25 protein-coding genes and 1 tRNA gene are annotated in these 25,463 nt (G+C 71.2%); 12 read left to right on the forward strand and 14 right to left on the reverse strand.

Annotated elements, in window-relative coordinates; genetic code table 11:
* Positions 1-20: 20 nt before the first annotated feature.
* Together AC4MBH_RS08120 and AC4MBH_RS08125 are read right to left on the reverse strand one after the other, a co-directional pair.
* Positions 21-1,355, reverse strand: a complete 1,335-nt coding sequence (locus AC4MBH_RS08120) for a LuxR C-terminal-related transcriptional regulator (RefSeq protein ID WP_491794229.1) — start codon at positions 1,353-1,355, stop codon at positions 21-23.
* 102 nt (positions 1,356-1,457) lie between these two features.
* The gene (locus AC4MBH_RS08125; protein ID WP_491794230.1) at positions 1,458-3,686 is read right to left on the reverse strand and encodes a winged helix-turn-helix domain-containing protein; all 2,229 of its coding nucleotides are present in this window, start codon (positions 3,684-3,686) and stop codon (positions 1,458-1,460) included.
* 215 nt (positions 3,687-3,901) lie between these two features.
* Here AC4MBH_RS08125 and AC4MBH_RS08130 point away from each other — a divergent pair, with 215 nt between their 5' ends.
* Positions 3,902-4,876, forward strand: a complete 975-nt coding sequence (locus AC4MBH_RS08130; protein ID WP_491794232.1) for a cation diffusion facilitator family transporter — start codon at positions 3,902-3,904, stop codon at positions 4,874-4,876.
* A gap of 70 nt (positions 4,877-4,946) precedes the next feature.
* Here AC4MBH_RS08130 and AC4MBH_RS08135 read toward each other — a convergent pair whose 3' ends face one another.
* The 5 genes from AC4MBH_RS08135 to AC4MBH_RS08155 form a co-directional block, all read right to left on the reverse strand.
* On the reverse strand, positions 4,947-5,744 hold the full coding sequence (locus AC4MBH_RS08135) for an MBL fold metallo-hydrolase (protein ID WP_491794234.1): 798 nt from the start codon (positions 5,742-5,744) through the stop codon (positions 4,947-4,949).
* Positions 5,741-6,541, reverse strand: coding sequence for a YhjD/YihY/BrkB family envelope integrity protein (locus AC4MBH_RS08140; RefSeq protein ID WP_491794235.1), 801 nt, complete (start codon positions 6,539-6,541; stop codon positions 5,741-5,743). The genes AC4MBH_RS08135 and AC4MBH_RS08140 overlap by 4 nt, the downstream gene beginning before the upstream one ends.
* An 86-nt stretch (positions 6,542-6,627) precedes the next feature.
* Positions 6,628-7,107 (reverse strand): potassium channel family protein, encoded by a 480-nt coding sequence (locus tag AC4MBH_RS08145; RefSeq protein ID WP_491794237.1) that lies wholly within the window; start codon positions 7,105-7,107, stop codon positions 6,628-6,630.
* Positions 7,104-8,150: an AI-2E family transporter gene (locus tag AC4MBH_RS08150; protein WP_491794238.1), complete on the reverse strand. Its 1,047-nt coding sequence runs from the start codon at positions 8,148-8,150 to the stop codon at positions 7,104-7,106. Before AC4MBH_RS08150 ends, AC4MBH_RS08145 begins: the two co-directional genes overlap by 4 nt.
* Positions 8,147-10,195, reverse strand: a complete 2,049-nt coding sequence (locus tag AC4MBH_RS08155) for a phage holin family protein (RefSeq protein ID WP_491794240.1) — start codon at positions 10,193-10,195, stop codon at positions 8,147-8,149. The genes AC4MBH_RS08150 and AC4MBH_RS08155 overlap by 4 nt, the downstream gene beginning before the upstream one ends.
* Before the next feature lie 239 nt (positions 10,196-10,434).
* Here AC4MBH_RS08155 and AC4MBH_RS08160 point away from each other — a divergent pair, with 239 nt between their 5' ends.
* Positions 10,435-10,815 carry an SHOCT domain-containing protein gene (locus AC4MBH_RS08160; RefSeq protein ID WP_491794242.1) on the forward strand — a complete coding sequence of 127 codons (381 nt, stop codon included), beginning with the start codon at positions 10,435-10,437 and terminating at the stop codon, positions 10,813-10,815.
* Between the two features lie 91 nt (positions 10,816-10,906).
* A complete protein-coding gene (locus AC4MBH_RS08165) occupies positions 10,907-11,164 on the forward strand; it encodes a DUF8691 family protein (RefSeq protein ID WP_491794244.1) in 258 nt (85 codons plus the stop codon).
* A gap of 230 nt (positions 11,165-11,394) precedes the next feature.
* On the opposite strand, the gene AC4MBH_RS08170 is transcribed toward AC4MBH_RS08165, so the two are convergent.
* Both AC4MBH_RS08170 and AC4MBH_RS08175 read right to left on the reverse strand, forming a co-directional pair.
* Positions 11,395-11,610, reverse strand: a complete 216-nt coding sequence (locus AC4MBH_RS08170; RefSeq protein ID WP_491794246.1) for a hypothetical protein — start codon at positions 11,608-11,610, stop codon at positions 11,395-11,397.
* 292 nt (positions 11,611-11,902) lie between these two features.
* Positions 11,903-12,355 carry a DUF7144 family membrane protein gene (locus tag AC4MBH_RS08175; protein ID WP_491794248.1) on the reverse strand — a complete coding sequence of 151 codons (453 nt, stop codon included), beginning with the start codon at positions 12,353-12,355 and terminating at the stop codon, positions 11,903-11,905.
* Between the two features lie 170 nt (positions 12,356-12,525).
* Between AC4MBH_RS08175 and AC4MBH_RS08180 the strand changes: the two genes are divergently transcribed.
* A complete protein-coding gene (locus AC4MBH_RS08180) occupies positions 12,526-13,044 on the forward strand; it encodes a hypothetical protein (RefSeq protein ID WP_491794250.1) in 519 nt (172 codons plus the stop codon).
* A 226-nt stretch (positions 13,045-13,270) separates the two neighbouring features.
* Here the strand turns inward: AC4MBH_RS08180 and AC4MBH_RS08185 are convergent.
* A tRNA-Lys gene (locus AC4MBH_RS08185) sits at positions 13,271-13,343 on the reverse strand.
* Positions 13,344-13,659: 316 nt separating this feature from the next.
* Between AC4MBH_RS08185 and cspE the strand changes: the two genes are divergently transcribed.
* Both cspE and AC4MBH_RS08195 read left to right on the forward strand, forming a co-directional pair.
* Complete coding sequence (cspE, locus tag AC4MBH_RS08190; RefSeq protein ID WP_056886937.1) at positions 13,660-13,863, forward strand: transcription antiterminator/RNA stability regulator CspE; 204 nt, start codon at positions 13,660-13,662, stop codon at positions 13,861-13,863.
* A gap of 190 nt (positions 13,864-14,053) precedes the next feature.
* The gene (locus tag AC4MBH_RS08195; RefSeq protein WP_491794251.1) at positions 14,054-14,227 is read left to right on the forward strand and encodes a hypothetical protein; all 174 of its coding nucleotides are present in this window, start codon (positions 14,054-14,056) and stop codon (positions 14,225-14,227) included.
* Between the two features lie 34 nt (positions 14,228-14,261).
* Here the strand turns inward: AC4MBH_RS08195 and AC4MBH_RS08200 are convergent, their stop codons facing one another.
* Entirely contained in the window at positions 14,262-15,320 is a 1,059-nt protein-coding gene (locus AC4MBH_RS08200) for a hypothetical protein (protein WP_491794253.1), read from the reverse strand.
* Positions 15,321-15,369: 49 nt separating this feature from the next.
* Here AC4MBH_RS08200 and AC4MBH_RS08205 point away from each other — a divergent pair, with 49 nt between their 5' ends.
* The 6 genes from AC4MBH_RS08205 (at position 15,370) to AC4MBH_RS08230 (ending at position 21,393) form a co-directional block, all read left to right on the forward strand.
* On the forward strand, positions 15,370-16,257 hold the full coding sequence (locus AC4MBH_RS08205) for an NUDIX hydrolase (RefSeq protein ID WP_491794255.1): 888 nt from the start codon (positions 15,370-15,372) through the stop codon (positions 16,255-16,257).
* Between the two features lie 169 nt (positions 16,258-16,426).
* Positions 16,427-17,404, forward strand: a complete 978-nt coding sequence (locus AC4MBH_RS08210) for a PstS family phosphate ABC transporter substrate-binding protein (RefSeq protein ID WP_491794257.1) — start codon at positions 16,427-16,429, stop codon at positions 17,402-17,404.
* 46 nt (positions 17,405-17,450) lie between these two features.
* Positions 17,451-18,380, forward strand: a complete 930-nt coding sequence (gene pstC, locus AC4MBH_RS08215; RefSeq protein WP_491794259.1) for a phosphate ABC transporter permease subunit PstC — start codon at positions 17,451-17,453, stop codon at positions 18,378-18,380.
* A gap of 1 nt (position 18,381) precedes the next feature.
* The gene (gene pstA, locus AC4MBH_RS08220; RefSeq protein ID WP_491794261.1) at positions 18,382-19,284 is read left to right on the forward strand and encodes a phosphate ABC transporter permease PstA; all 903 of its coding nucleotides are present in this window, start codon (positions 18,382-18,384) and stop codon (positions 19,282-19,284) included.
* Positions 19,285-19,427: 143 nt separating this feature from the next.
* On the forward strand, positions 19,428-20,198 hold the full coding sequence (gene pstB, locus AC4MBH_RS08225) for a phosphate ABC transporter ATP-binding protein PstB (protein WP_491794876.1): 771 nt from the start codon (positions 19,428-19,430) through the stop codon (positions 20,196-20,198).
* A 172-nt stretch (positions 20,199-20,370) separates the two neighbouring features.
* A complete protein-coding gene (locus AC4MBH_RS08230; protein WP_491794262.1) occupies positions 20,371-21,393 on the forward strand; it encodes a hypothetical protein in 1,023 nt (340 codons plus the stop codon).
* 95 nt (positions 21,394-21,488) lie between these two features.
* Here the strand turns inward: AC4MBH_RS08230 and AC4MBH_RS08235 are convergent, their stop codons facing one another.
* The 3 genes from AC4MBH_RS08235 to AC4MBH_RS08245 form a co-directional block, all read right to left on the reverse strand.
* Positions 21,489-22,508, reverse strand: coding sequence for an inorganic phosphate transporter (locus AC4MBH_RS08235; RefSeq protein WP_491794877.1), 1,020 nt, complete (start codon positions 22,506-22,508; stop codon positions 21,489-21,491).
* A 10-nt stretch (positions 22,509-22,518) separates the two neighbouring features.
* Positions 22,519-23,136 carry a DUF47 domain-containing protein gene (locus AC4MBH_RS08240; RefSeq protein ID WP_491794264.1) on the reverse strand — a complete coding sequence of 206 codons (618 nt, stop codon included), beginning with the start codon at positions 23,134-23,136 and terminating at the stop codon, positions 22,519-22,521.
* Positions 23,137-23,256: 120 nt separating this feature from the next.
* Entirely contained in the window at positions 23,257-25,443 is a 2,187-nt protein-coding gene (locus tag AC4MBH_RS08245) for an RNA degradosome polyphosphate kinase (protein WP_491794266.1), read from the reverse strand.
* Positions 25,444-25,463: the final 20 nt, after the last annotated feature.

Genomic DNA, 25,463 nt, shown 5'->3' on the forward strand with positions numbered 1-25,463 from the left:
GACGACCGAGGCCCGGACGATCAGCAGAGGCCGAGCTCGCGCCCGCGCCGCACCGCGGCGTTGCGACGGTTCACCGCGAGCTTGCGGAAGACGCCCTTGATGTGGGTCTTCACGGTGTTGACCGACAAGAAGAGCTCGAGGGCGATCTCCTCGGTGTCGTACATGCCTGCCATGAGGTCGAGCACCTCCAGCTCGCGCTCGGTCAGCGGTTCGACGAGACCTTGGGTGGCCTTCCTGCGCGGCGATGTCGCGGAGTGCGACACCTCCTCGCAGACCGTGTGCAACGTCGCGACGAACGCGCGGTGCGGTCGCCGCAACGTGGCGTCGCGCTCGACGAAGGCCCGCAGCCAGACCCGGTCCTGGACCAGGGGCCGTACCAGGTGCTGCTCTGTCGCGACCCGCAGCGCGCGGTCGACGAGAGACAGAGCCCCTGCAGCGTCGCCGCGCTTCTCGGAGAGCCGGCCGGCGAGGGCCCAGGCCTGCACCCGGACACCCCAGGGGCAGGACGACAGGTCGTGGGAGACCGCCTCGAGAGCAGCGGACGCACCGCGCAGGTCGCCGATCTGGCGTCGGGCGGCGGCCGCGAGGACACCGGCCTCGGGACGCGCTTGGCGCGCCAGGGGTGTGAGGAGGGTCAGTGCGCGGTGCGACTCGCCGTCGGCGAGCAGCGCCTCGGCCATCGCCGTGACCACGAGACTCTCGAGCCAGCCGCCCTCGGCGACGAGCGCTCGGGCGCCGGCGCCGGCCAGGAGCGACAGCGCCGACCCGGGCCGGTCCTGCAGCACGAGCAGTCGGGCCTCCACGACCAGCCGGGCTGCGCGCAACCACGGTTCGCGGTCGGTGAGGCGACTCTGGGGCAGCCGTTCCAACAGGGCCTTGGTGGCCGAGTCGCGGCCGCGTTCGAGCTCGACCCAGGCGCGGGCCACCTCGGCGTGGTCGACACCCGCCGATCCCGGAGCCCCCCCGCTCGCGGCGGTGACCCTCGTGAGCCGTTCGGCCTCCGCCAGGTTGCCGCGGTAGGCCTGTACCAGGGCGAGCTGGCCCGTGCAGTCGGCGAACGGCGTGGGGTGCGTCTCGCGGACGGATCCCAGGAGCTCGACCCCGTGCGCGAGCCGTTCGGCGGCGGCGTCGGGTCGTCCGCGGCTCATCTCGAGGGAGCCCACCGTGGCGTCCAGGGTGAGGACGAGGGCGCCGATGTCGTGCCGCCGGGCCCGTGCCAGGGCGTCGAGACGCGCCTCCGCCCGGGCAGCCAGCTCGAGACCGGTGTCGGACTCTCCTCGGACCCGGGCCACACCGAGCCCGGAGAAGAGCACAGGGAGGTCCTGGGCGATGGGCATCGTGGCGGCGACTGTCATGGCGACCTGCTCGTGTTCGCGGGGGATCGCCAGTTCCTCACCTACCGGGGTGAGGGCACCTCATCCACCGGGACATCTCATCCGGGTGAGATGTGCGTCCGGTCAGATCAGGTCGCGGCCGCGAGCCAGCTGGACCGCCTCCGACCGCGAGTGGGCTCCCAGCTTGCGGTAGGCGGCGTGGGCGTGGGTCTTGACCGTGTTGGACGACAGGAACAGCTCGCGCGCGATGTCGGTGAGGCTCAACGAGCCCTGGAGCAGGCGCAGCACGTCGAGCTCGCGCGAGGTGAGGGGTTCGAGCACTCCCTGACCGTCGAGGGTCGTCCGCAGGCCCGCCTGGACGGTTGCCAACCGAGCCCGCATGGCGGTCATGCCGTGCGGGAACTGAGCCATCCGCGTGGCGCACTCGTCGGCAAGCTGCTGGGCCTGGGTCACCTGGCCGCAGGCAAGCGCGACCCGGGCGCAGGCGAGAAGGTGGTGCATCGCACCCCAGGGTCCCTGCTCGGGGTTGCGCCGACGCAGGATCAGGCCCTCCTCCGCCGTCGCGGCGGCCTCCTCGGTCCGACCCGCGGCCACCTGCGCCAGGGCCAGCGCGGTGAAGGCCATCGACACCTGTGGCATCGTCCGGAGCCGGTGCCGGGTGACGAGGTCCATGGCGGCACGCGCGAGATCGCCGCTCACCCGGTGCCGGCCCCGTTCGCCCTCGACCAGGGAGAGGTTGGACAGGCTCAGCACGCGGATCGCCGCGGGGGCCGCGTCGTTGTACGCCGCCATCGTCAGGTGGCCTGCCGCCGCGTCGAGGTCGCCGACGACGTACGCGGCGTGGCCGAGCGTCAGCTGGGCGATCGCGTAGAAGGGTGAGTGACCGTCGGTCTCGAGCTGGACGGCTCGGCGTGCGGCCGCCTGCATCTCCTCTGGCCCGCCGTACCCGAACAACGCCTGGATCATGGCGACCGCGGACTCGACGGAGCGGGTCCCGTCCGGGAGGGGGCCCAGGTCGGCGAAGGGCCTGAGCTCCTCCAGGAGGTGCCCGAGGCCGGGCCGGTCCCCGGTCATGGCGGCGATCCACGCGGCCGCGACGTCCGTCAGGGGGTCCCGCTCGCGCGAGGGGGTCCGCACCGCGTCGATCCAGCCCTGGACGGTCGCGACCCGCCCGGCGACGACGTACGACAGCCAGGAGGTGTGCACCAGTGCGGCAGCCGCCTCGACGTCGCCGCCCGCGAGCGAGTGCCGCACGGCGTCGTCGGCGTGACCGTGGGTCCGGAACCACTCGGCCGCGCGGGTGTGCAGCTCGGCCAGCTGGTGCGGGCGGTCGATCTCGAGCTCGCCGCGGGCCACCGCCGCGAACAGGTGGTGGAAGCGGAACCACCGACCCTCGGCCTCGACGGGGACGACGAACAGGTTGCTCCGCTCGAGCTGCTGGAGGATCCGCGCGGACCCGTCCGTCGCCGCGACGTGGTCGCACAGGGGTGCGGTGAACTTGTCGAGGAACGACATGGTGACGATGAAGTCGCGGATCTCCGCCGGTTGCCGGCCGAGGACCTCCTCGGTGAGGTAGTCGCCGACGAAGCGGTTGCTGCCACTGAACTCGCGTACCGCCTCGTCCGGTTCGGCCGAGCCCTGCAGCCACAGTCGGGCGAGGTAGATCCCCACCGGCCACCCCTCGGCGCGCTGGTGGAGGAGGTCGATCCCGTCGGGCGAGAGGTCCACCTGCCCGAGCGCCATCAGCTCGGCGACCTCATCGGCGCGGAAGCCGAGGTCCTGCCCGCGGATCTCGGCGAGCCGCCCGGAGGCCCGCAACCGCCCCAGCCGCAGCGCTGGGTCGGCCCTGGTGACGATCACCAGGTGGCCGTGGGAGGGAAGGTTGTCGATGAGGAGCTCGACCTGCGCGAGACAGGTGAGGTCGGTGACCTGGTCGAAGTCGTCGAGCACCAGGACCACGTCGTGCGACGAACGTGCGATGGTGTCGACCAGGCTCGGGAGCACGACCTCCTCGACGCCGTTGGCGTGCGCAGCGATGAACTCCTCCACGCTCGTCGGCGCGACCGCGCAGCCCGCCCGGTCCAGGGCCGCCAGCACGTGCATCCACAGGCGTCCGGGATCGTCGTCGCGCTGGTCGAGCGAGACCCACGCCCGTCCGTGCCGTGGTCCGGCCGCGAGCCACTGCGCCAGCAGGGACGTCTTGCCGTAGCCGGCCGGGGCGGCCACGAGGGCGACCGGGCGGGTGGCGGCCTGGTCGAGCTGGGCGCACAGCCGCGCGCGGGCGACCCAGTCGTCCTGGACCGGGGGAAAGGCGAGCTTCGACTCCAGCAGGGTGCTGCCGGGGCGGGTCACCCGGGGACCTGCGCGGTCGGTTGGCGGCTGACCATCACCTTCTTCTTCCCGGAGCACCGTGGTGAGCCCACCTAGGTTACGCCCGCAGGGGCGGGGTCTGGCCACGACGCGCACCGTGCCGTCTAGACCGATCGACTCACCCGCGCCGGGTGAGGGTGGGCGGGAACGCCGTCGGACGGCGCTCCCGGCCGCCGTTCGTGACTAGGTTCCCGAACATGGCGGTAGATGGCGGGACCAAGGCGGTCGTGGCGGCGCTGATCGCCAACTCGGGCATCGCGGTGACGAAGTTCGCGGCGTTCTTCCTGACCGGGATCAGCTCCATGCTCGCGGAGGCGATCCACTCGGTCGCGGACGCCGGGAACCAGGCGCTGCTCCTCGTCGGAGTCAAGCGCGCGAAGCGTGCCGCAACGGAGGAGCACCCCTTCGGGTACGGGCGCGAGCGCTACATCTACGCGTTCATCGTCGCGATCGTGCTGTTCACCGTCGGGGGTCTCTTCGCGCTGTACGAGGCCTGGCACAAGTGGCACGAGATCCGGGACGGACACCTCGAGGACCCCGGGCAGTGGTGGTGGGTGCCGGTGGCCGTGCTGTCGATCGCGATCGTCCTGGAGTGCTTGTCGTTCCGGACCGCCATCATCGAGACCAACAAGGTGAAGGGCGACGCGTCCTACGCCGAGTTCGTGCGCCGTGCCAAGCAGCCAGAGCTGCCGGTGATCCTCCTCGAGGACCTCGCCGCGCTGCTGGGCCTGGTCCTCGCACTGGTCGCGGTGATCGCGTCGCTCGCCACCGACAACTACTACTACGACGTCGCCGGCACGGCCATGATCGGGATCCTGCTGGTCGTGGTCGCCGTCATCATCGCGATCGAGACCAAGAGCCTCCTGCTCGGGGAGTCGGCCGGGCCGGAGGTCCAGCGGCAGATCGCGACCGCGATCGAGGAGACGCCCGGCGTGGAGCGCCTCATCGACCTGAAGACCCTGCACGTCGGGCCGGACGAGCTCCTGGTCGTGGCCAAGGTCGGCATGCACGACTCCGCCACCGCACGGGACATCGCGTCCCTCATCGGCACCGCCGAGGACGCCATCCGCGCCGTGACGCCGGCAGCGACCGCCATCTACCTCGAGCCCGACCTCTTCCGGGCCGACCACGCGGCCCACCGCCCGGTCGTCAGGCTGGCACCCAGGGGCTGAGGGCGTTCCGGGTGGTGGTCGAGCGGGTGGCCCGGGTCGGGGGCCTCCCCGCTCCGTGCGCGGATCGCGCTCACGGGACGCCGACGGAGGGGGGCGCGGGCGGGAGAGGCACCGTGATCGACGCCCCGAGGGCGAGGACCGAGCCGCGGCAGGACGGTGCCTCGCCGGCCAGGGCTGTCAGGAAGGCCGGCCCGGGGGTGTCCATCCACCCCCCGGGCCAGGCCTGGACCGCGGGTGGGTGGAGCGTCCCCCAGTGGACCGGGACCGCGTGCCGCGCGGCGACGAGCCGGCACGCGACCGCCGCCTCCACGGGTCCGAGGTGCCCGGGCGAGAGTCGCGGTCCCCACCCTCCGACCGGAACCAGGGCGAGGTCGATGGGGCAACCGGCCAGCGTGACCAGCTCGTCCATCCCGTCGAACAGCTCGGTGTCCCCGGCCACCCACACCGTGCCAGACGGGCCGCGCACCAGGTGTCCGTGGGCGCCGTTGGGCCGGTGCGGCATCGGTCTGGCGTCGTGGACCGCGGGGGTGAGCCGCACCTGCACGTCGCTGTCGGCAACGCGGACCCAGCCCTGCTCGGGCACGTCCCGGGCCTCCAGACCCTTGCGGCGGACCCACGCGGCGTTGGCCGCGCCGGTGATGATCGGCACCGGTCCCAGCATCCGCAGCGACGCCGCCTCGGCGTGGTCGTGGTGCAGGTGCGACAGCAGGACGGCGTCCGTCCCCGCCCAGGCTGCCCGGTCCGGACGCCGGCCGCGTCGGACCAGCAGACCGTTGTGCCGTCGCAGCAGCGGGTCGGCGACCAGACGCACGCCGTCGAGGTCGATGACGACCGTCGAGTGGCCCAGCCAGGTGACCGTGACGCTCACGGGGCCGACCCGGGACGGGGCTGCTCGGTGAGGGCGGTCGACGGCTCGACGGGCGCATGGTGCTCAGGCTCGGTCCACCGGCCCAGCACGGCCCCGACGACGGCGGCGGCCACGAGGACCGACACCACGGCGATCAACCAGGTGACCAGGGTCAGGGCTACCCCGACGACGCCGTACCGCTCGGCGTTCCGCTCGAAGAGCACCGGGAGGTAGAGCGACGTCGCCCACCCCGCGGCGAGCTGGAGGACGGCGCTGACGATCGATCCCACGACGAGGTCCTGCCAGGGAACGCGGCGCGAGAGCAGGAACGACGTACCCACGACCCAGGCGCTGACCAGCACGCCCAGCGCGGCGACGGCGGCGAGCGTCGAGACCACCGGACCTCGTCCCAGGAGCGTGCCGAGGGCGTTCGCGACGATCCCGCCGCCGAAGAGGACCGTCAGTCCGACCGTCCTGCTGAAGGTGCCGCGCACCCCGACGCGTCGCAGGCCCCACGCGGCCTCGAAGGTCCGCTGCGTCGACCTGCTGAACCCGTTCAGCGAGAACAGCAGCAGGAGGACGCTGAACAGGGTGACGCCTCCGGCGGCGCTCGGGGGGTAGGCGAAGAGGAGCTCCACGCCCTCGGCGGCGCTGTCGGTGAGCGACATGTCCTCGATGATGCGTTCGCCCAGCGTGGTGACACCGGCAGCACTGCTGAGCGACGCGACGACGATCAGCAGTGGGACGAGCGCGATGAAGCCCTGCCCGGCGAGCATGAGCACGCGGTCGCGCGCCTCGATGTCCAGGACGAGGTGCACGCACCGGACGGTGAAGACCACCGGTGGGCGGTGCTCCACTCGCTTCCACCCCGACCGGGCCCAGGCGGGCGGCGCCGGAGGGACGGTCACGGCACGACTCGGCGGTTGACGTGCTCACGGAACAGGGACGCGACCACCACGACGTTGAAGACGATGAGGCTGCAGACCACGCCCCGAGCGGCCTGGCCCTCGGCGTGGACGTCGCCGAAGCCGACGGTCGTCATCGTGCTGAGCGTGAAGTAGAGCGCGTCCGTGCGCGTGCTCAACCCGTTCACCTGGCCCGGATCCACCAGGTCGAGGAGGTAGAACGCCAGGGCGGAGCAGATGACGAGCACCGCGAGGAGGACCCCGAGTGCCGTCGTGCCTCGCCGAGCCGTCCCGTAGCGCAGGTCCCTGAGCTCGCCCACCATCACCGCCCCGAGCAGGACCAGCCCGAGCACCGTCAGCAACAGGCTCGCCGCGGCCGAGACGGCCGACTCGAGGCGCAGCGGGAACGCGTAGTAGGCCAGGAGCATCCCCACCGTGGCCCACAGCGGGCGGGTCCAGGCCAGCTGCGACCGGGTCATGGTCGCGTGGCGTCCGGTTCGGCCGGCACCCCACTGAGGAGAGGGCGCAGCCACTGGGACTCCGGATCGGCGTCGACGAGGACCGCCTTGCACAGCAGGCTCATGGGGACTGCGAGCAGCGCACCGATCGGGCCGAGGACCCAGGCCCAGAACACCAGGGAGAGGAAGGTCAGGGTCGTCGACAGGCCGACCGCGTTGCCGACGTAGCGCGGCTGGATGACGCTCTGGATGACGAGGTTGATGAGTGAGTAGACCGCGATGACGGCCAGCATGAGGCCCGGGCCGCCCTCGAGCAGCGCGATCGCCGCCGGTGGCACGACACCGATCACGAACCCGATGTTGGGGATGAAGTTCGTGACGAAGGCCAGCACGCCCCAGACGAACGCCCCAGGCACGCCCAGCGCCCAGAGCGCCGCGGTGTCGATGACGGCCACGATGAGGCCGAAGACGGCCGACACGCCGAGGTAGCTGCGGGTCCCCCGGGCGAAGGACCCCATGGCCTCGACGAGGTGTGGCCGTTCGCCGCGCACCCCCTCGCTCAGCCGGGTCACGTGAGCCCCGTCGAACGCGAGGAACAGGAGCAGGGTCACGACGAAGAAGAGGTCGCCGACGACGGAGAGCACGCCGGACAGGACGGACGTCGCGACGCCGGCGAGGCGGCCGACGTCGAGGGCCCCGACGACGGCGTCCACCTCGCTCGCGCCCATGCCGCGCGCCGCCAGCCAGTCCCCGACGTCCCGCATCATGTCGGCGAACTGCGGTTCGTAGTCCGTGAGCAGCACCGCGAGGCGCCCGATCGACACGACCAGGGCGAGCGTCAGCCCCAGGATCAGCGTGTAGGCGAGGACCAGGACCATGACGGATGCGGCCCAGGTCGGCATCCGGCGCCCGAACGCCTGGCGGAGCGGGTGGAACAGGATCGTGAGCGCCAGCGCGAGCATGACCGGACCGACGATGTGGGCCGCGGACCGGATGCCTGCGACGACGATGACGAGGGCGGCGGCGGTGAGCAGGAGCGAGGACGCACGGGTTCGCGCGGTCATCGGGGCGTCCTCGCCAGGTCGCGGCGATGCCCGAGCAGCTCGAGGATCGCGACCAGGTGGCGGTGGAGCTCGTCGCCCCCGACGATGGGCTCTGCGGGGTCGAGCAGCTGCGGAGGGGCCATCACGAAACCTCGGTCCTGCCAGCCGCCGAGCCCCCCGTGGCACCCCACCAGGGGCTCGAACGCCGCCACGTCCTGGGTGCCGGGATCGACCGCGCTGTTGACGAGGAGGTCGGGTGCCTGGCGCATCGAGGTGAGGGACCGGACCATCGCGGGTGCGTGGGAGCCGAACGGCTGCAGGGGATCGGTGCCGACCACGACCCCGGTGTCGAGGAAGTGGCGTCCACCCGCGCCGATCGCCACGGGGCCGTCGACGGACAGGGCGCTGACGAAGCCGACGCCCGGGTGCCGGGCGAGGCCGGGCACGAGGTCGGGCCAGCGGGCCTCGAGCTGTTCCAGGTGCTGCCTGCGGGGACCGGGGACGTAGACCAGGCCCAGGTTGCCGCTGGCGAGCACGACCAGGTCCGATGTCTCGGCCGGGTCGGGTGCGGACCCCGAGCCCGCGGGTGCGCCGTCCTCGTCCGGCGCGAGCGCGGTGCGCCCGTCCTTGAGGTCCTCGAGCACCGAGTCGACGTGGCCCCATCCCTCCACGCCGTCCTCGAGGCCGGTCGTCCGTGCCTGGGTGAGGGAGGCGCAGAGCTGGCTGAGGTCGGTCCGGTAGCGGCCCGCGAAGGGCTCGCCCTGGGACTGGCCGTGGTCACTGAGCAGCACGAAGTGGTACGGGCGCGGGGCGCGCCGGGTCACCTGCTCCAGCAGGGCGAGGACCTGGTCGAGGCCGGTCAGGACCGCGAGCGACTCGATGCGGGTCCCGCCGGCGTGGTGGGCGATCTCGTCGTAGTCGACGTAGTCGACGTACACGCTGCGCGCGCCGCGCATGACCTCCTCGGAGACCATGACCGTGTTCAGGTCACGCAGGACGCCGTTGCTGAACGCCCGGAGGCCGGCGAAGACCCAGGAACGGTGGACCCGCGGGTGCACCTCCAGGCGACGTTGTCGCAGCGCCTGGAAGCGCTCCCGCATGACCTCGGCACCGGTGCGGGTGAGGCTGCGTACGAGTCCGTCGGGTCGCAGCAGGAACCGTGCGACGACGGCCCGGGTGCGTCGCGACCCACGGGTCACCTCGAGCCTGCTCATCGTGAGCGCGGCTCGAGTGGCGTCGCCGGTGAAGAGGTTGGAGATCGACACGCCGCCGTCGGCCAGCAGACCGTGGCCGGTGCTGGCCCGGCTCTCCATGATGGCGGCGTCCGCCGGGCGGTTCGAGACCAGGACCCGCCCCAGCTCGCGGTCGTACCACCGGAAGGCAGGGACGCCGTCGGCCGTGCCGTGGAGGATCGCCTGCTGGCTTGCGGGGGTCGTGCACGGCATCTGCACGGTCCACTCGTGCACCCGCTGGAGGCCGTCGTCCGTCCACCGGCGCAACGTGGGCATCGAGCCCGACTGCAGCGCCCACTGCATCACCGGGAACGACACCCCGTCGAGCTGGATGAACAAGACTCCTGGTACCTCGGGGTCTGGCACGGCCCCGGCCCGCATGTGCAACAACCCGGCGGCAAAGGACTCGTCCGTGCCGGCACTGAGGAGCCAGGCCAAGGCGGTGCCGACAGCGGCAGCGATCCAGGCCGCGGCGACGGCGGTCCAGAAGGAGTCGAAGGCTGCTCCTGGCACGACAGCCAGGGCGAGGTGCACCACGATCCCCTGGCCGACCATCGCGACCAGTGCCACCGCGAACCACCCGAGGGCGGAGCTGAGGTGGACGAGCAGGGGTCGGACGAGGCCCCCGACGACCCCGGCGACGGCTGCCGCGACGACGAGCGGGGCCCACGACGTGTAGGTGAAGCCAGGAAGCACCCGGGCCGTCAGGAGCAGCGCCGCGAAGCTGAGGCACCACGACACCAGCAGGCGCGCGAGGTCGCCGAGACGCAGGCCCGTCCGCGTGCCGGACGACCGGGCGCGGGGTGCAGGTCTTCCTGCGTCGTCGTGGTCCACGCCGACAGCGTGCAGAGACGGGGGGCGCGACGACTCACCCGCGTCGGGTGAGTCGGAGGAGACCGCCGCAGGCGAACCGGAGTCCTCCAGGCGGGCTCTCCGCGCCGCGCCGGACCCGGCTGACGTGGTCCCGTATCACCCGCGGCGGATGAGTCGTGGTGCTCCGCCGGCGACGATCCTGGGTCTGCCCGACCCGGGCGCCCGCACCTCGCAGGTCCGTACTCGCACAAAGGACTGACATGGACGACTTCTCCTTCTTCGACCTCTTTCTCTCGATGATGTGGTTCTACCTCGTCATCGCGTGGCTGCTGTTCCTGTTCCAGCTCGTCGGCGACATCTTCCGCAGCCGTGACCTGTCCGGGATCCAGAAGGCCGTGTGGATGGTGTTCCTGGTCTTCGTCCCCTTCATCGCGGCCATCACCTACCTGATCGTCCGCGGGGCGGGGATGCACGAGCGCCAGATGCAGGACGCGCTCGCCCGTGAGGAGATGCTGCGAGTGAGGCTCGGTGTGCAGAGCGCAGCCGACGAGCTCGGCAAGCTCGCCGCGCTCCATGCCGGCGGGTCGCTGACCGACCAGGAGTTCGCGGCCCAGAAGGGCCGCATCCTCGCCACGGCGTGAGCCGGCGTCGGGTCACGCCCAGTCCGTGACCCGACGTCCGCCACACGGCCGTCGTGACGCCAGGAGCAACCGGCACACCGGGAGGCAGCACATGACGACGATCGGCTACGAGATCCGGGTCGCGGGGATGATTCCTGATCGACTCCTCGACGACTTCGCCAGTATCTCGATCACGGTGGACCAGGTGGGGACCGTGATGCGGGCGGAGCTGGCCGACGAGGCCGAGCTGCACGGCATCCTGGAGGCCTTGCGGCACCGCGGGCTCGTCCTGGTGGACGTCCGGCGGGAGCACCCGTCCGAACGCCCGGCCGTCCCGCCTCAGGACGAGGGAGCGCGCGAGCCGGAGTAGCCGACCCGGGTAGCGGGTGGATGCAGGTGGTCCGGGTGTCCTGGTGATCGTTTCTCGGCTGTCCGGCGGTCGAACCGTCCGGACGCCCCGTGGCCGGTGGGGTGAAGTCCAGCACCGCACTGCTGCCTGACCTCGGCGACACCCTCGACGAGCTCGCCCCTCGTGGCGTCGGTGAGCCGGGCGAGGCGCTCAACCCCCGGGGTGGTCCACCCTCCGAGGACGCCGTCCCGTCAGCACGTGCCGTCGACGGCCTCGGCCAGCGCGGCGACGGACGCCACCATGGTCTCCACGGCCACGCCGACCTGCGGGATGGTCTGCCCGGTCGGCGTCGCCCTGGCCTCGTCGATCCGCCGGCCCACCGCCTCCGCAGATCCGGTCACCTCCTCGATCTCCGAGGCGTACTGATCCGCTGCGTCCTCCCGAACCGCCTGGAGGTCGGAGTCCACCTGCTCGAAGTTCTCCTGGACCTCGGCGAGAGCCCCGGGGCCAGCTCGACCTCGTTGAGGTCGTCGAGGGACGCGCGCAGGGCGTCGACGCTCGAGCAGACGGCCGGCGGTTCGTCCTCGCCGCAGGCTGCGACCGAGGACGTGGCGAGGATGACGGCGGGCACGGCCAGCCAGGATGCGGGTGCGTGGTGACTCATGCCGTCACGATCCCTGCCGTCGGCGGCCACGGGGATCATCCGTCGCGGGTGAGGCTCGTGGCTGGGCGTCGTTACCGGCGCCTCGGCGCTACCGGTCAGTGCTGCTGCTCGGGCGCCCCGCCGTGCACCGTCACGGCGTAGACGACGAGGACGTCGAAGGCGATCATCAGCACCGACCAGACCGGGTACGCCGCCAGGAAGCCCAGGTTGACCAGGGCGCTGACGAGAGCCAGGCAGACCGCGACGGCCCGGGCCCACGTCGCCCCGAAGAACAGCGCGATGCCGGCCCCCAGCACGAGGGCCCCCAACGCGAGGTGGGTCCACCCCCAGGCGCTGAAGTCGACGCCGACGACGAGACCACCTGGAGAGACCAGGTAGTAGTCCTCGTCGAGCAGTGCCACGAGGCCGGCCACGGCGTGGAACCCGCCGAGCAGGATCATCATCAAGGCAGCGAAGGCGATCAGGCCGTGCCAGCCGTTGCTCGCCGGGTGGGTCGTGCCGCTCCTGCGGTCGGTCGTGCGGTGGGTGGTGGCGCTGTCGATGGCCATGTCCGTCTCCGTTCGTCCGGGTGGGACCTCCAGGATTCGAGAAGGCGGTGCCCGTGGACTCACCCGGCGCGGGTGACGCAGCCCGCGGCGCAGTGGGGCACGGTCGCCACGACAGTGCGGTCCGTCCGATCGGCAGCGCCGTTCGGAGGCGGGCCGAGGAGGAGCACGCCATGGGCGGCGGCAGGAACTGGATCAGCGAGGCACGGCTCTCGGTGTGGGTCTACGACTCGCCCCGGGGCGCAGCCGCAGGCCAGGTCCGGCTCAGCCGCCTGAGCCGAAGGAGCGCCGTCGACATCGCCGACCTCGCCACGGTGGTCTGGGTACGGGGGGCCCACCGCCCTCGCAGCCGGCATCGCACGGACAGCAGCGCGGACCACGTCGCCGGACCCTCGCTCCTGGAGCTGCTCCTGCGCTACCTGGGGCAGGGTCGTGGCGACGGCGACGACGCCGTGGACGACGCGGCGTCGGCCCTCGTGGACCTCGGGCTCGGACTCGACTTCCTGCAGCAGGTGCGGGTCACGCTGGCGCCGGACACCTCGATGCTCCTGGTGCTCTCGCGGGGAGCCGATGCCCACGAGGTGCAGACGGTCATCAGGCGAGGGATGGCGCGTGGTGACATCCAGCTCCTGCACGCACGCCTCGGCCCCTCGGACCTCTCGCCGGGACGCCCATCTCGGTCTCGTCGGTGACCCGCCCGTGGCGCCAGCCGATCCCCGACTGCGCCACGGGCGGGGGTCGAGGTCTCGGACCCGGTCGCGGGTGGGGGCGTGGTCGAGCGCGTCGGGACAGGTCTCGCGGTCGTGGGCCGCGCAGGCGATGAGGCTCGGGCCACCTCCTCGGCAGGGGTGAGTGGTGTCTGGGCCGTCGCGCACCTGTCAGCGATCGATGTCCCCGCACGTCAGCCGGTGCTCTCGGTAGGCCCCGTGGGACTCGAACCCACAACCTAAGGATTAAAAGTCCTCAGCTCTGCCAATTGAGCTAGGGGCCCGGGTGGTCGACGAGGCGTCGTACGACCGGCGCCAGTATCGCAGGCAGCCCGGCGACTCCCACGTCACACCGTCGTCGCGGGAAGTTCATCCGCGCGCGACTGATCGGTGGGCGGGAGGGACTTCCGCTGGGCCGACTGGTTGATAGGGTCGAAGTGCAACAGGTGCACAGTTCCAGCTGGTCTGACGCCTAAGGAGTGTGTGATCCAACGGCGTTTCTGGTTTGTGGTGTGATCCATGGGTCGGAGCGACGTGTCACCGCAGCTGTTGCGGGTCGCCGAGGTGGCGGCTCTCGCCCCGACTAAGGAGAATTGAGCAATGGCTCAGGGCACCGTGAAGTGGTTCAACGCTGAGAAGGGCTTCGGCTTCATCGCGCAGGAGGACGGCGGCGACGACGTCTTCGTGCACTACTCGGCGATCCAGTCGCAGGGCTACAAGTCCCTCGACGAGAACCAGAAGGTCGAGTTCGACGTCACCCAGGGCCCCAAGGGCCCGCAGGCGGAGAACGTCCGGGCCGTCTGATCCGGCTGGTCTTCCGACCACTCACCGAGGCCTCGCCGTCATCGACGGCGGGGCCTCGGCGCGTCCGGGCTGGCCACCGCCTAGTCAGACCGGAACCCGACGACTACCCGGAATGACCATCCTCGATCCTCACCACCACCGCGTAGAGTGGGGGGACAGATCTTTCGGGCGATCGGGGTAGGGGGGACGTATGTACGACCAGTTCGACGTCTCCCTGGAGGACGTCGACCTCCTGGGCGAGGTCGAGCTCACGACCAACCTGATCATCGCCGCGAGCGAGGCCGACGAACGGCTGCCGCTCGACGAGATCGACCGCATCCTCGGCGTCGTGCCGGCGCCGCCGCGCCCCCGCCGCGAGTCCTGACCCGGTCAGCGGCCGGCCGACCCGGTCAGCTCGGTCAGCAGGTCGCGAACAGCACCGGACCGGTGCTGAGGTCGGAGACCAGCGGCTCGCCCTCGAGCGGGTCGAGGTCGAGGGTCACCACCGACTCGTCGGCGCGGACCTCCGCGACGGTGAAGCGGTCGGAGAAGTCGCCGCCCTGACCCGGTGCCGGGCCGCGGGCGAGGGTGGACCGGGTGTCGGCGTTGGCGCGCGCCTGGTCCTGGTCCTCGAACCCCAGGGTGACCCGCACGTCGCCGTCCTCGTCGGCGCCGATGCCGAAGCCGGTGAGCGGGTTGACCCGACCCGCCTCGGCCACCAGTGCCTCGCCGGCAGCCTGGTCGCTGGGGTCGGCATTGGCCATGGCCAGGGCTCCGCACGCCTCCGCGCCCGTGTAGACCGCGGCGGTGAGGGGGTCGCCGAGGGCCTCGACGACCTCGGCGGGCACCGGCTCGGACGTCGCCTCGGCGACCGACGTCGAGGCCGCGTCGGTGCCGGCGGAGCGGTCGCTGGCGATCACCACGCCGGCGTCGTCGTCGAGGACGATGAAGCCCAGCGTGGGCGTGAGATCGGTGGAGACGGGCGAGGTCTCGGCGTCGCGGGTCCAGGTGCCGTCGGGCTCGTCGGGCTCGGCGTACTCGACGGCGCGCAGCGCGTCGGCGACGTCGTCGGTCGAGACGCCCTCGCCGAGCTTCATGACCAGGGACGCGCTGCCGGTGGACTGCGTGAACAGCTCCCACTCCAACGTGGCGGGGGAGAAGCCGAGCGACTGCTGCATCGTCAGCGCCGAGCTCAGCAGCGCACTGGTCGAGGTGAGGTCGGCGTCGTACCCCCGGTCGAGCAGCTCTTGGACCTGGTCGGCGCCGGACGCGGCATCGAGGTCGAGACCGAGCTCGTCGCGGACGCCGCTCCAGTCGGTCCACAGGATCCGCTGGGCGTCGTCGGGGGCGAGCGCGACGGCACCGGACAGCCCGGTCGCGTCGTCGTCGAGCTGCCGGACGACCACGAGCGCGACCCCGGCGAGCACGACGACGGCCAGCGCCGCGGCGGCCACGACCATCCATCGTTTGCGTGTCACGTGCCGCCCGTTCTCCTGTGCGCCGCCTGGTGGTGCGAGAGTAGTCACCGTGCCCGCCCATGCTGCGAAGGACGTGCTCGCCGCCGGCGTCGTCGTCTTCCGTCCCGGCCGTCGTGTGCTGCTGGTGCACCGGCCGAAGTACGACGACTGGTCCTTCCCCAAGGGCAAGCTCGACCCCGGTGAGCACCCGACGGCGGCCGCCGTGCGCGAGGTGGCCGAGGAGACCGGGCTGCACGTGCGGCTCTGCCTGCCGCTGCGCGACCAGGACTACGCGGTCGCGGCCGGGCACAAGACCGTCCACTACTGGACCGGCCGGGTCGTCGGCGACGACGACGTCAGCGGCTACCGTGCCAACGACGAGATCGACGGCGTGCGGTGGGTCGAGGCCGACGAGGCCGCCGAGCTCCTCACCTACGACCGCGACCGGGCGACGCTCGCGGAGGCGTCGGGGAGCCGGCGACGCACGCAGGCCGTGGTGGTGCTCCGGCACGGCCAGGCGCGGTCGCGCCGGGCCTGGCGCCGCGACGACCGGGAGCGACCGCTGGTGCGCGCCGGTGAGCGGCAGGCCGAGCGGCTGGTCCCGCTGCTGGCGGCGTACGGCGTGACCCGGCTGGTCAGCTCGTCCAGCCGCCGGTGCGTGCAGACGCTGCAGCCCTACGAGCGGACCACCGGCTGGGAGCTCGAGACCCGGCGCCGGCTCTCCGAGGAGGACGCCTCGCCCGCCGGCGTACGACGGGTGGTCGAGGACGTCCTGGCCGGCGTCGGCTCCGAGTCCGCGGGCGGTGGGGGCACCGTCATCTGCACCCACCGGCCGGTGCTGCCGGAGGTCTTCGAGGCGCTCGGCGTCGAGGACCCGCACCTCGAGACCGGCGAGATGCTGGTGGTCCACCTGCGCAAGGGCCGCATCCTCGGTTCTGAGCGCCACCTCGCCCGCTGAGTCAAGGGGCCTTGGTTCAAGTTCACCCATTTGTTGCCCAGGTCACAGCACGTCGTCGCCGACTGGGCGATTCGAGTTCACCCCTGGTTCACCATCGACCGCTGATCCGGTCACCTGGCATCACTTCACTCGGTCTCGTCACACACACAGAGATTCAGGAGACTTCGAAGTGAATCGCACTTCCTTCCGCCGGGCGCTCGTTCCTGGCTTCGCCGTCCTCGCGCTCGCCCTCACCGCCTGCGGTGACGGAGGCGGCTCCGGGGCTTCCGAGGAGGTCGAGACCGGCAGCGTCGAGACCGACGCGAGCGGCGACGTTTCCGTCGACGGCTCCTCGACGGTCGGCCCGATGGCCGACACCGCAGCCGAGCTCATCCTCGAGGTGGCCCCCGAGGTCAACGTCACGGTCAACGAGTCCGGCACCGGCGGCGGCTTCGAGGCCTTCTGCGCCGGCCAGACCGACGTCTCCAACGCCTCGCGTCCCATCGACGAGGAGGAGATCGCGGCGTGTGAGGCCGAGGGGATCGAGTTCACCGAGCTCCAGGTCGCGACCGACGCGCTCACGATGGTCGTCCACCCCGACCTCGCCGTCGACTGCCTGACCACCGAGGAGATCATCGCGCTGTGGGGTCCCGACTCCACCGCGAAGAACTGGAACGAGATCAACCCTGAGTTCCCCGACCAGGAGATCACCCTGTTCGGTCCCGGCACCGACTCCGGCACCTACGACTACCTCGCCGCCGACGTGATCGGCGCCGAGTCCGAGACCCTGCGCGAGGACTACCAGGCCTCCGAGGACGACAACGTGATCGTCCAGGGCGTCGAGGGCACCGAGGGTGGGTCCGGCTTCTTCGGCTACACCTACTTCGAGGAGAACGCCGACGCGCTCAAGGCGCTGCAGATCGACGGCGGCAACGGTTGCGTCGAGCCCTCGTCCGAGACCGCCCAGGCCGGCGAGTACACGCCGCTCGCCCGCCCGCTGTTCATCTACGTCAACAACGCGAAGTACAACGACAACGCCGCCGCTGCGGCCTACGTCGACTTCTTCGTCGAGAACGCGACCACCATCGCCGAGACCGCGAAGTACATCCCGCTGAGCGAGGAGCTGCTCGGCGAGACGAAGACCGCCCTCGAGGGCATCGCGGGCTGACCGAGCCCGGTCGCCCGTCGTACGACGAAGTCCCCGAGAGGACAGCATGAGCAGCACCACCATCGAGGCGGGCCCGCCCAGCAAGGCGGGCCCGCCCGGAGGCCGTTCCCTGGAGAAGAAGTCCCGCCCCGGCGAGACCGTGATCATCGGCGTGCTGCTCGTCAGCGCCGTGCTGTCGGTGGCCATCACCTTCGGCATCATCGCGGCCCTCATCAAGCCGGTCATCGACTTCTTCCGGGAGGTCCCGGTCGGCGACTTCTTCGCCACCGAGGGCGACTTCGCCGTGCTGCCGCTGGTCGGCGGCACCGCGATGACGACCCTCATCGCGCTCCTGGTCGCCGTACCGCTCGGCCTCGGCGCGGCGATGTACCTGTCCGAGTACGCCTCGCGTCGCACCCGCAAGTTCCTCAAGCCCACCGTGGAGCTGCTGGCCGGCGTGCCGTCGGTCGTGTACGGATTCTTCGCGCTCTCCTTCGTCAGCCCGGTCATCCTCAAGCGCATCTTCGGCTCCGACCTGCCGTTGCTCAACGCGCTCTCGGCCGGGCTGGTGCTCGGCGTGATGATCATCCCGACGGTCGCCTCGCTGTCCGAGGACGCCATGTCGGCGGTGCCGCAGTCGCTGCGCCAGGGCTCGCTCGCCATGGGTGCCAACCGGATGCAGACGACGTTGCGCGTCGTGCTCCCGGCCGCCCTGTCCGGCGTCGCCGCCGCGGTCGTGCTCGGGCTTTCCCGCGCCGTGGGGGAGACGATGATCGTCGCGCTCGCCGCGGGGTCGCTGAAGAACCTGTCGGCCAACCCGCTCGAGAGCATGCAGACCATGACCGGCTTCATGGCGCAGACCGCCGGTGGCGAGGCGCCGGTCGGCTCGACGTCGTACAACACGCTGTTCGCGGTCGGCATGTTGCTCTTCCTCATCACCTTGGTCATCAACGCGATCAGCATCGCGCTGGTCCGACGCTTCCGACAGGCCTACTGAGATGAACGTCGCCACCACGACGGCTCGCGAGAGCGTCAACCTCACCACCGGCAAGAGCCGCGACCGCAACACGGCCTCGATCGTGTTCCTGGGTGCCCTGTGGTTCTCGCTGTTCTTCGGCGTCGCCGTGCTCCTCGCCCTGATCATCGACACCGCGATCGAGGGCTCCGGACGCTTCGACTCGGCGCTGATCAACAACTACATCTCCCGGCTGAACCCCGACGAGACCGGCTTCCGCGCCGGCATCCTCGGCACGATCTGGCTGATGGTCACGACCGCCTTGCTGGCCGTGCCGGTCGGCATCGCGGCGGCGCTGTACATGGAGGAGTTCGCCGACAACAGCAAGTGGTACAACCGGCTGATCGAGCTCAACCTGCAGAACCTCGCGGCCGTGCCGGCCATCGTCTACGGCCTGCTGGCCGTGGCGATCATGGCGATCTTCAGCGACGCGCGCGGCATCGTCATCGCCGGAGCGCTGGCCCTGGCGCTGCTGATCCTCCCGGTCATCATCATCACCACCCGCGAGGCGGTGCGCGCGGTCCCGCAGGACATCCGCCAGGGATCGCTCGCCCTCGGCGCGACCGTCTGGCAGACCACCTGGCGCCAGACGCTCCCCTCCGCGATCCCGGGCATCGCGACCGGCACGATCCTGGGCCTGTCCCGCGCGATCGGAGAGGCCGCCCCCCTGGTGATCGTGGGGCTCGCCGTCTCGGTCCGTCAGGACCCCAATGGTCTCACCGACACGATCTCGGCCCTTCCGTTCCAGATCTACCGGCTCGCATCGGACCCGCAGGAGTCTTACCAGACGGCTGCCTCGGCTGCCATCATCCTCCTGCTGGTCATGGTGCTCGGGCTCAACGCCATCGCCATCGTCATCCGCAACAAGTTCCAGCGATCCTGGTAGGAGCCCCAGACATGCCCAGCCACCCCGCCACGTTCCGAACAGGTGACGACAACCACGCCATGAGCAGCCGCGAGATCCCCGACCTCTCCAAGGCCCACGAGACCCCCGAGCGCGGTCTCCCCGAGGCCCCGCCCAACCCGGTGATGGTCGCCGACAAGCTCAACGTCTTCTACGGCGACTTCCACGCCGTCCACGACGTCGACCTGCAGTTCGGCCACCACGAGATCACCGCCCTCATCGGCCCGTCCGGCTGCGGCAAGTCGACGGTGCTGCGCTGCCTGAACCGGATGAACGACCTGGTCACCGGCGCCCGCGTCGAGGGCCAGGTGACCTACCACGGCCAGAACATCTACGGCAAGGGCGTCGACCCGATCGCGGTCCGCACCCAGATCGGGATGGTCTTCCAGAAGCCCAACCCGTTCCCGAAGTCCATCTACGACAACATCGCCTACGGCCCCCGGGTCACCGGCATGAAGGTCGACAACATGGACGACCTCGTCGAGCAGGCCCTGCGCGGCGCCGCGCTGTGGGACGAGGTCAAGGACAAGCTGAAGCAGTCGGCGTACGGCCTCTCCGGTGGTCAGCAGCAGCGTCTGTGCATCGCGCGCACCATCGCGACCAAGCCCGACGTGATCCTGATGGACGAGCCCTGCTCGGCCCTCGACCCGATCGCCACCGCCCGCATCGAGGACCTGATGACCGAGCTGCGCTCGGACTTCACGATCATCATCGTCACCCACAACATGCAGCAGGCGGCCCGCGTCTCCGACCGGACGGCGTTCTTCACCGCCCGCCCCGACGAGACCACCGGCAACCGCACCGGCCTCCTCGTCGAGTTCGACCGCACCACGCAGATCTTCTCCAACCCGCACGACAAGCGCACCGAGGACTACATCTCCGGCCGCTTCGGCTGAGCCTGCGAGCTCGTCCTTCTTCTCCGGCCCCGGCCGCGGGATAGTCGTGGACCTTGTGCACACCGTGCGAAAGGTCCACGACTATCGTGCATTTCGGGGGTCTCGGGCTGCCTGTGGATGACGCCGGCGGGGGTGGGCGCTCCGGGCGCACCCTGCGGGGATGCATGGGTGGGTGGCTCCGGGTACGGCGCACGGCGTCGTCGGTCCGGTGCGCACCGACCCCACGGGGGAGCGGGGGCCGACGCGGCGGCAGGCTGCCGACGAGTCGGCCTGGCGCCGTAGCAGCCGCGGGCTGTACGTGCCCGCTCACGTGCCGCTGACCCCGGCCCAGCGCGTCGTGGAGGCGGCCTACCTCGTGCCGCGGTGCGGAGCCGTCACCGGCTGGGGTGCGCTGTGCTGGCTCGGCGGGACGTGGTTCACCGGGATGTCGGCGGCGGGCGACCCGGTCGAGGTGGACATCGCGGTCCCCGCGCACCGGATCAGGTCGCAGGCCGGCTTCCACATGACCGGCGACCGGTTCCGGCCCTCCGAGGCGAGCAACGTCGACGGCATCTGGGTCGCGCTGCCGATCGTGGCGACGTTCTTCGCGATGCGCTACGCGGCGTCGGTGCGCGACGCCGCGGCCGTCCTGGCCATGGCGACGTACGACGACCTGGTGTCGGTGGTGGAGGTGGACGAGCACGCGCTGGCCCACCCGGCGTACACCGGGGTGCCGCAGTGCCGGGACGCGCTGCCCCTGGTCTCGGAGAACTGCTGGTCGCCGCAGGAGCAGCTGATGCTGATCGCCTGGGAGTCCGCGGGTCTGCCGCGTCCGCTGGTCAACCACCCGCTGTTCGACCTGCACGGCCACCACATCGGCACGCCCGACCTCGTCGACGTCCGGGCCGGCGTCGTCGGGCAGTACGACGGCAGCCTCCACCTGGTGGACGGGGCACCCGAGCGCGACCGCGTCCGCGACCGCACGTACGCCGACCACGGGCTGGAGACCGTCATCGCGCGCGCCGGCGACCTCGGTCGCGGCCGGTTCGACGGCGAGCTGCGGGCGGCGTACGCCCGCGCCGGGGCCAGGCCGCACGCCGGCCGGACCTGGACCGCCCATCTCCCGGCGTGGTGGGTGCCGACGTCCACCGTCGAGCAGCGTCGCGCCCTCAGCGCCGAGGAACGTCGGCGCTGGCTCCGCTACCGCGCGGCCTGAGGCCCCACCACCGGGATAGTCGTGGACCTTCGGCACGGGTCGGGCGCGTGCGAAGGTCCACGACCATCCCGCCGGGACCAGCGACGCCCCGTCCGTCAGATGACCTCGACGAAGAAGTGCACGACGTAGTAGCAGAGGGCGGCGGCGGAGGCCGCGAGGGGGAAGGTGAGGACCCAGGCGGTCAGGATGGAGCGGGCGACGCCCCAGCGCACGGCGGAGAGGCGCTTGGTGGCGCCGACGCCCATCACCGCCGAGGTGATGGTGTGGGTGGTCGAGATGGGCGCCTCGTAGACGTACGCCGTCGTGTACAGCACCGACGCGGCGACCGACTCGGCGGCGAAGCCGCGGGGCGGGTCGAGGTGGATGATGCGGCGGCCCAGGGTGCGCATGATCCGCCAGCCACCGGAGTAGGTGCCCAGCGAGATCGCGCCGGCGGCGGCGAAGATGACCCACAGCGGCAGGTCGTCGCCCTCGGAGGCGTAGCCGCCGGCCACCAGGGCCAGGAAGATCACGCCCATCGTCTTCTGGGCGTCCTGCAGGCCGTGGCCGAGCGCCATCGCGGCGGCCGAGATCGTCTGGGCGATCCGGAAGCCGCGGTTGGCCTTGGACGGGTTGGTCCGGCGGAACGCCCACATGATGCCGAGCATCAGCAGGAAGCCCGCACCGAAGGCGAACAGCGGGGACAGGATCATCGGGATCAGGACCTTGTTGACCACGGTGTCCCACCTGACCGTGACGCCGCCGGCGATGGCGGCGCCGCCGAGCCCGCCGATCAGCGCGTGCGAGGACGACGACGGCAGGCCGTAGTACCAGGTGACGAGGTTCCAGGCGATCGCGCCGAGCAGCCCCGACATCACGATCACCAGTGCGTGGACGGGATCGCCGTCGAGCATCTCCTGGGGGAACTCGATGACGTCGGAGACCGTCTTGGCCACCTTCTGCCCCAGGAACGCGCCGACGAAGTTCATCACCGCCGCCAGCAGCAGCGCGACCCGCGGGGTCAGCGCCCGCGTCGAGACCGAGGTCGCGATCGCGTTGGCCGCGTCGTGGAAGCCGTTGGTGTAGTCGAAGACGAGCGCGACGAGGACGACGGCGATCACGATCGCCAAGGTCAGGGACACCGGGTCAGCTCTCCTTGACCGCGATCTGCTCCACGATGTTGGCGACCTTCTCGAACGCGTCGACCGCTGCCTCGAGGGACTCGACGATGTCCTTGAGCTTGAGGACCTCGATCGTCTTGAACTCGCCGGAGAACAGCTTGGCGAGGGTGCGCCGGTGGTTCTTGTCGCCGGCGTTCTCGAGCCGGTTGATCTCGATCCAGAACTCCTCGAGCGAGTGCATCGACTGGAGCTTGGGCATCGCGGCCGCGGTGAGCTCGGCGCAGCGCTGCAGCACCTCGACCTGCTGCGACAGCTCGGCCGGCAGCACCCGGACCTCGTAGAGCAGGATCAGGTCGACGGCCTCGTCCATCTCGTCCATGACGTCGTCGAGCGCCGAGGCCAGGGCGTAGATGTCCTCGCGGTCGAACGGCGTGACGAACGTGCTGTTGACCCGCCGGATGAGGGCGTGGGTCGTCTCGTCGGCGTCGTGCTCGGCGGCTCTCATCCGAGCGGCGACGTCGGCCTTGTCGGAGGTCTCGGACAGCATCTCCGCGAGCAGCGCGGCACCGGTGACGGTGTGCTGGGCCTGCTCGGTGAAGAGGTCGTAGAAGGCCGAGTCGACCGGGCGGAAGCGCAGACCCACGTGAACTCCTGGTGAGGCGGAAGCAAACGGCACCCAGCGTAGGGGGTCGGCGTCGCAGGAGCGCAACCCCGGACGCCCGGCCCCCCGTCAGGGCCGCGTCAGTGCCAGGTGAGGACCAGGTCAGGACGTCGTACGACGCCTCCGCTGGCGCTCGATGAGCGTCTCCTGGAGGTGCACGTCGCCGTCGTTGCGGGCCCAGTCGCCGGCGCTGTCGAGCTGCCACGCGTCGGTGGTCGGGTCGAACGCCAGGTCGAGCAGGCGGCGTACCTCCTCGACGCTGTCGGGGTGGGGCAGGCGCACCAGCACCTCGACGCGGCGGTCGAGGTTGCGGTGCATCATGTCCGCCGACCCGAGCCAGGCGTCGGGCTCGCCGCCGTTCTCGAACCAGAAGATCCGGCTGTGCTCGAGGAACCGGCCGAGCACCGAGCGGACCGTGATGTTCTCCGACAGCCCCGGCACACCGGGCCGCAGGGCGCAGATGCCGCGCACCATCAGCTCGACCTTCACGCCCTCCTGGGAGGCGAGGTAGAGCGCGTCGATGACGCCCTCGTCGACCACCGAGTTGGCCTTGAAGCGGATCCCGGAGGGGCGGCCGGCCGCGTGGTGGGCGATCTCGCGGTGGATCTGGTCGACCAGCCCGGAGCGCACCGAGTCGGGCGCCACGAGCAGCTGCTCGTAGGAGGCGTTGCGCGACCAGCCCGACAGGTTGTTGAACAGGTGCGCGACGTCCTCGCCGATGGCCTCGTCGGTCGTGATCAGGCCGAGGTCCTCGTAGAGGCGGGCGGTCTTGGAGTTGTAGTTGCCGGTGCCGATGTGGGTGTAGCGCCGGATGCCCTCGGGCTCGTCGCGCACCACCATCGCCAGCTTGCAGTGGGTCTTCAGACCGACCAGCCCGTAGACGACGTGGCAGCCGGCCTGCTCGAGCTTGCGGGCCCAGCGGATGTTGGCCTGCTCGTCGAAGCGGGCCTTGATCTCCACGATCACCAGCACCTGCTTGCCGGCCTCGGCGGCGTCGATGAGGGCGTCGATGATCGGGCTGTCGCCGGAGGTGCGGTAGAGCGTCTGCTTGATCGCCAGCACGTGCGGGTCGGCAGCGGCCTGCTCGATGAAGCGCTGCACCGACGTCGCGAACGAGTCGTAGGGGTGGTGCAGGAGGACGTCGTGGCGCCGGGCCGTCTTGAACACGTCGACCGGCGCGGACGACTCGACCTCGGCCAGGCGGGCGTGGGTGGTCGGCACGAAGGCCGGGTACTTCAGCACCTCGCGGTTGAGGTCGGCGATGCCGTGCAGGCCGCGCAGGTCGAGCGGGCCGGGCAGCCGGAAGACCTCCTCGTCGGTGACGTCGAGCTCCTCCTTGAGCAGGTCGAGGACGCCGGACGAGATCGACTCCTCCACCTCGAGCCGCACCGGCGGGCCGAAGCGGCGCCGCAGCAACTCCTTCTCGAGGGCGGCGAGGAGGTTCTCGGCGTCGTCCTCCTCGACCTCGAGGTCCTCGTTGCGGGTGACCCGGAACGTGTGCGCCTCGAGCACCTCCATGCCGGGGAACAGGCGCTTGAGGTGGGCGCCGATGACGTCCTCGAGGGGGACGAAGCGGGCGCCGCGTCCCGAGGGGTCGGAGGCGCCGAGCGGGACGAACCGGTCGAAGATCTGCGGCACCTTGACGCGCGCGAAGTGGTCCTTGCCGGTCTGCGGGTTGCGGATGATGACCGCGAGGTTGAGCGAGAGCCCGGAGATGTAGGGGAAGGGGTGGGCCGGGTCGACCGCGAGCGGCGTCAGCACCGGGAAGATCCGGTTCTTGAACAGCTTCTTGCAGGACTTCTGCTCCTCGGGCCCGAGGTCGTCCCACCGGACCAGCTCGATCTCGTGCTCGCGCAGCGCCGGCACGATCGTGTCGCGGAACAGCCGGGCCTGGCGCTCGCTCAGCTCGCGCGCGGTCTGCCAGATGCACTCCAGCACCTCGCGCGGCATCAGGCCGGACGCCGCCCGGACGGCGAGCCCGGCGGCGATGCGGCGCTTGAGACCGGCGACGCGGACCATGAAGAACTCGTCGAGGTTGCTGGTGAAGATCGCCAGGAAGCGGGTGCGCTCGAGCAGCGGCAGCTTCTCGTCCTCGGCCAGCTCGAGCACCCGCTGGTTGAAGTGCAGCCACGACAGCTCGCGGTCGAGGAACCGGTCGTCGAACTTCTCCACCGCCGCGACCAGCTCGGGGTCGGGCACGTACGGGACGTCGACCTCGTAGGCCTCGTCGGGCACGCCGGTGGCCGAGGTGGCGGAGGCAGAGGGATCCGGCACGATCTCCAGGGACATGGGTTCGAGTCTGTCATCGT

The organism is Nocardioides sp. WJ219, assembly GCF_058559815.1.

Bases quoted from the DNA above. Each gene is read 5' to 3' on its own strand.
- AC4MBH_RS08195 (WP_491794251.1), top strand. From the start codon at position 14,054: ATGTACGACCAGTTCGACGTCTCCCTGGAGGACGTCGACCTCCTGGGC.
- pstA (WP_491794261.1), top strand. From the start codon at position 18,382: ATGAACGTCGCCACCACGACGGCTCGCGAGAGCGTCAACCTCACCACC.
- AC4MBH_RS08160 (WP_491794242.1), top strand. From the start codon at position 10,435: ATGGACGACTTCTCCTTCTTCGACCTCTTTCTCTCGATGATGTGGTTC.
- AC4MBH_RS08180 (WP_491794250.1), top strand. From the start codon at position 12,526: ATGGGCGGCGGCAGGAACTGGATCAGCGAGGCACGGCTCTCGGTGTGG.
- AC4MBH_RS08145 (WP_491794237.1), bottom strand. From the start codon at position 7,107: ATGACCCGGTCGCAGCTGGCCTGGACCCGCCCGCTGTGGGCCACGGTG.
- AC4MBH_RS08120 (WP_491794229.1), bottom strand. From the start codon at position 1,355: ATGACAGTCGCCGCCACGATGCCCATCGCCCAGGACCTCCCTGTGCTC.
- AC4MBH_RS08175 (WP_491794248.1), bottom strand. From the start codon at position 12,355: ATGGCCATCGACAGCGCCACCACCCACCGCACGACCGACCGCAGGAGC.
- AC4MBH_RS08165 (WP_491794244.1), top strand. From the start codon at position 10,907: ATGACGACGATCGGCTACGAGATCCGGGTCGCGGGGATGATTCCTGAT.
- AC4MBH_RS08245 (WP_491794266.1), bottom strand. From the start codon at position 25,443: ATGTCCCTGGAGATCGTGCCGGATCCCTCTGCCTCCGCCACCTCGGCC.
- pstC (WP_491794259.1), top strand. From the start codon at position 17,451: ATGAGCAGCACCACCATCGAGGCGGGCCCGCCCAGCAAGGCGGGCCCG.
- AC4MBH_RS08150 (WP_491794238.1), bottom strand. From the start codon at position 8,150: ATGACCGCGCGAACCCGTGCGTCCTCGCTCCTGCTCACCGCCGCCGCC.
- AC4MBH_RS08130 (WP_491794232.1), top strand. From the start codon at position 3,902: ATGGCGGTAGATGGCGGGACCAAGGCGGTCGTGGCGGCGCTGATCGCC.
- cspE (WP_056886937.1), top strand. From the start codon at position 13,660: ATGGCTCAGGGCACCGTGAAGTGGTTCAACGCTGAGAAGGGCTTCGGC.
- pstB (WP_491794876.1), top strand. From the start codon at position 19,428: ATGGTCGCCGACAAGCTCAACGTCTTCTACGGCGACTTCCACGCCGTC.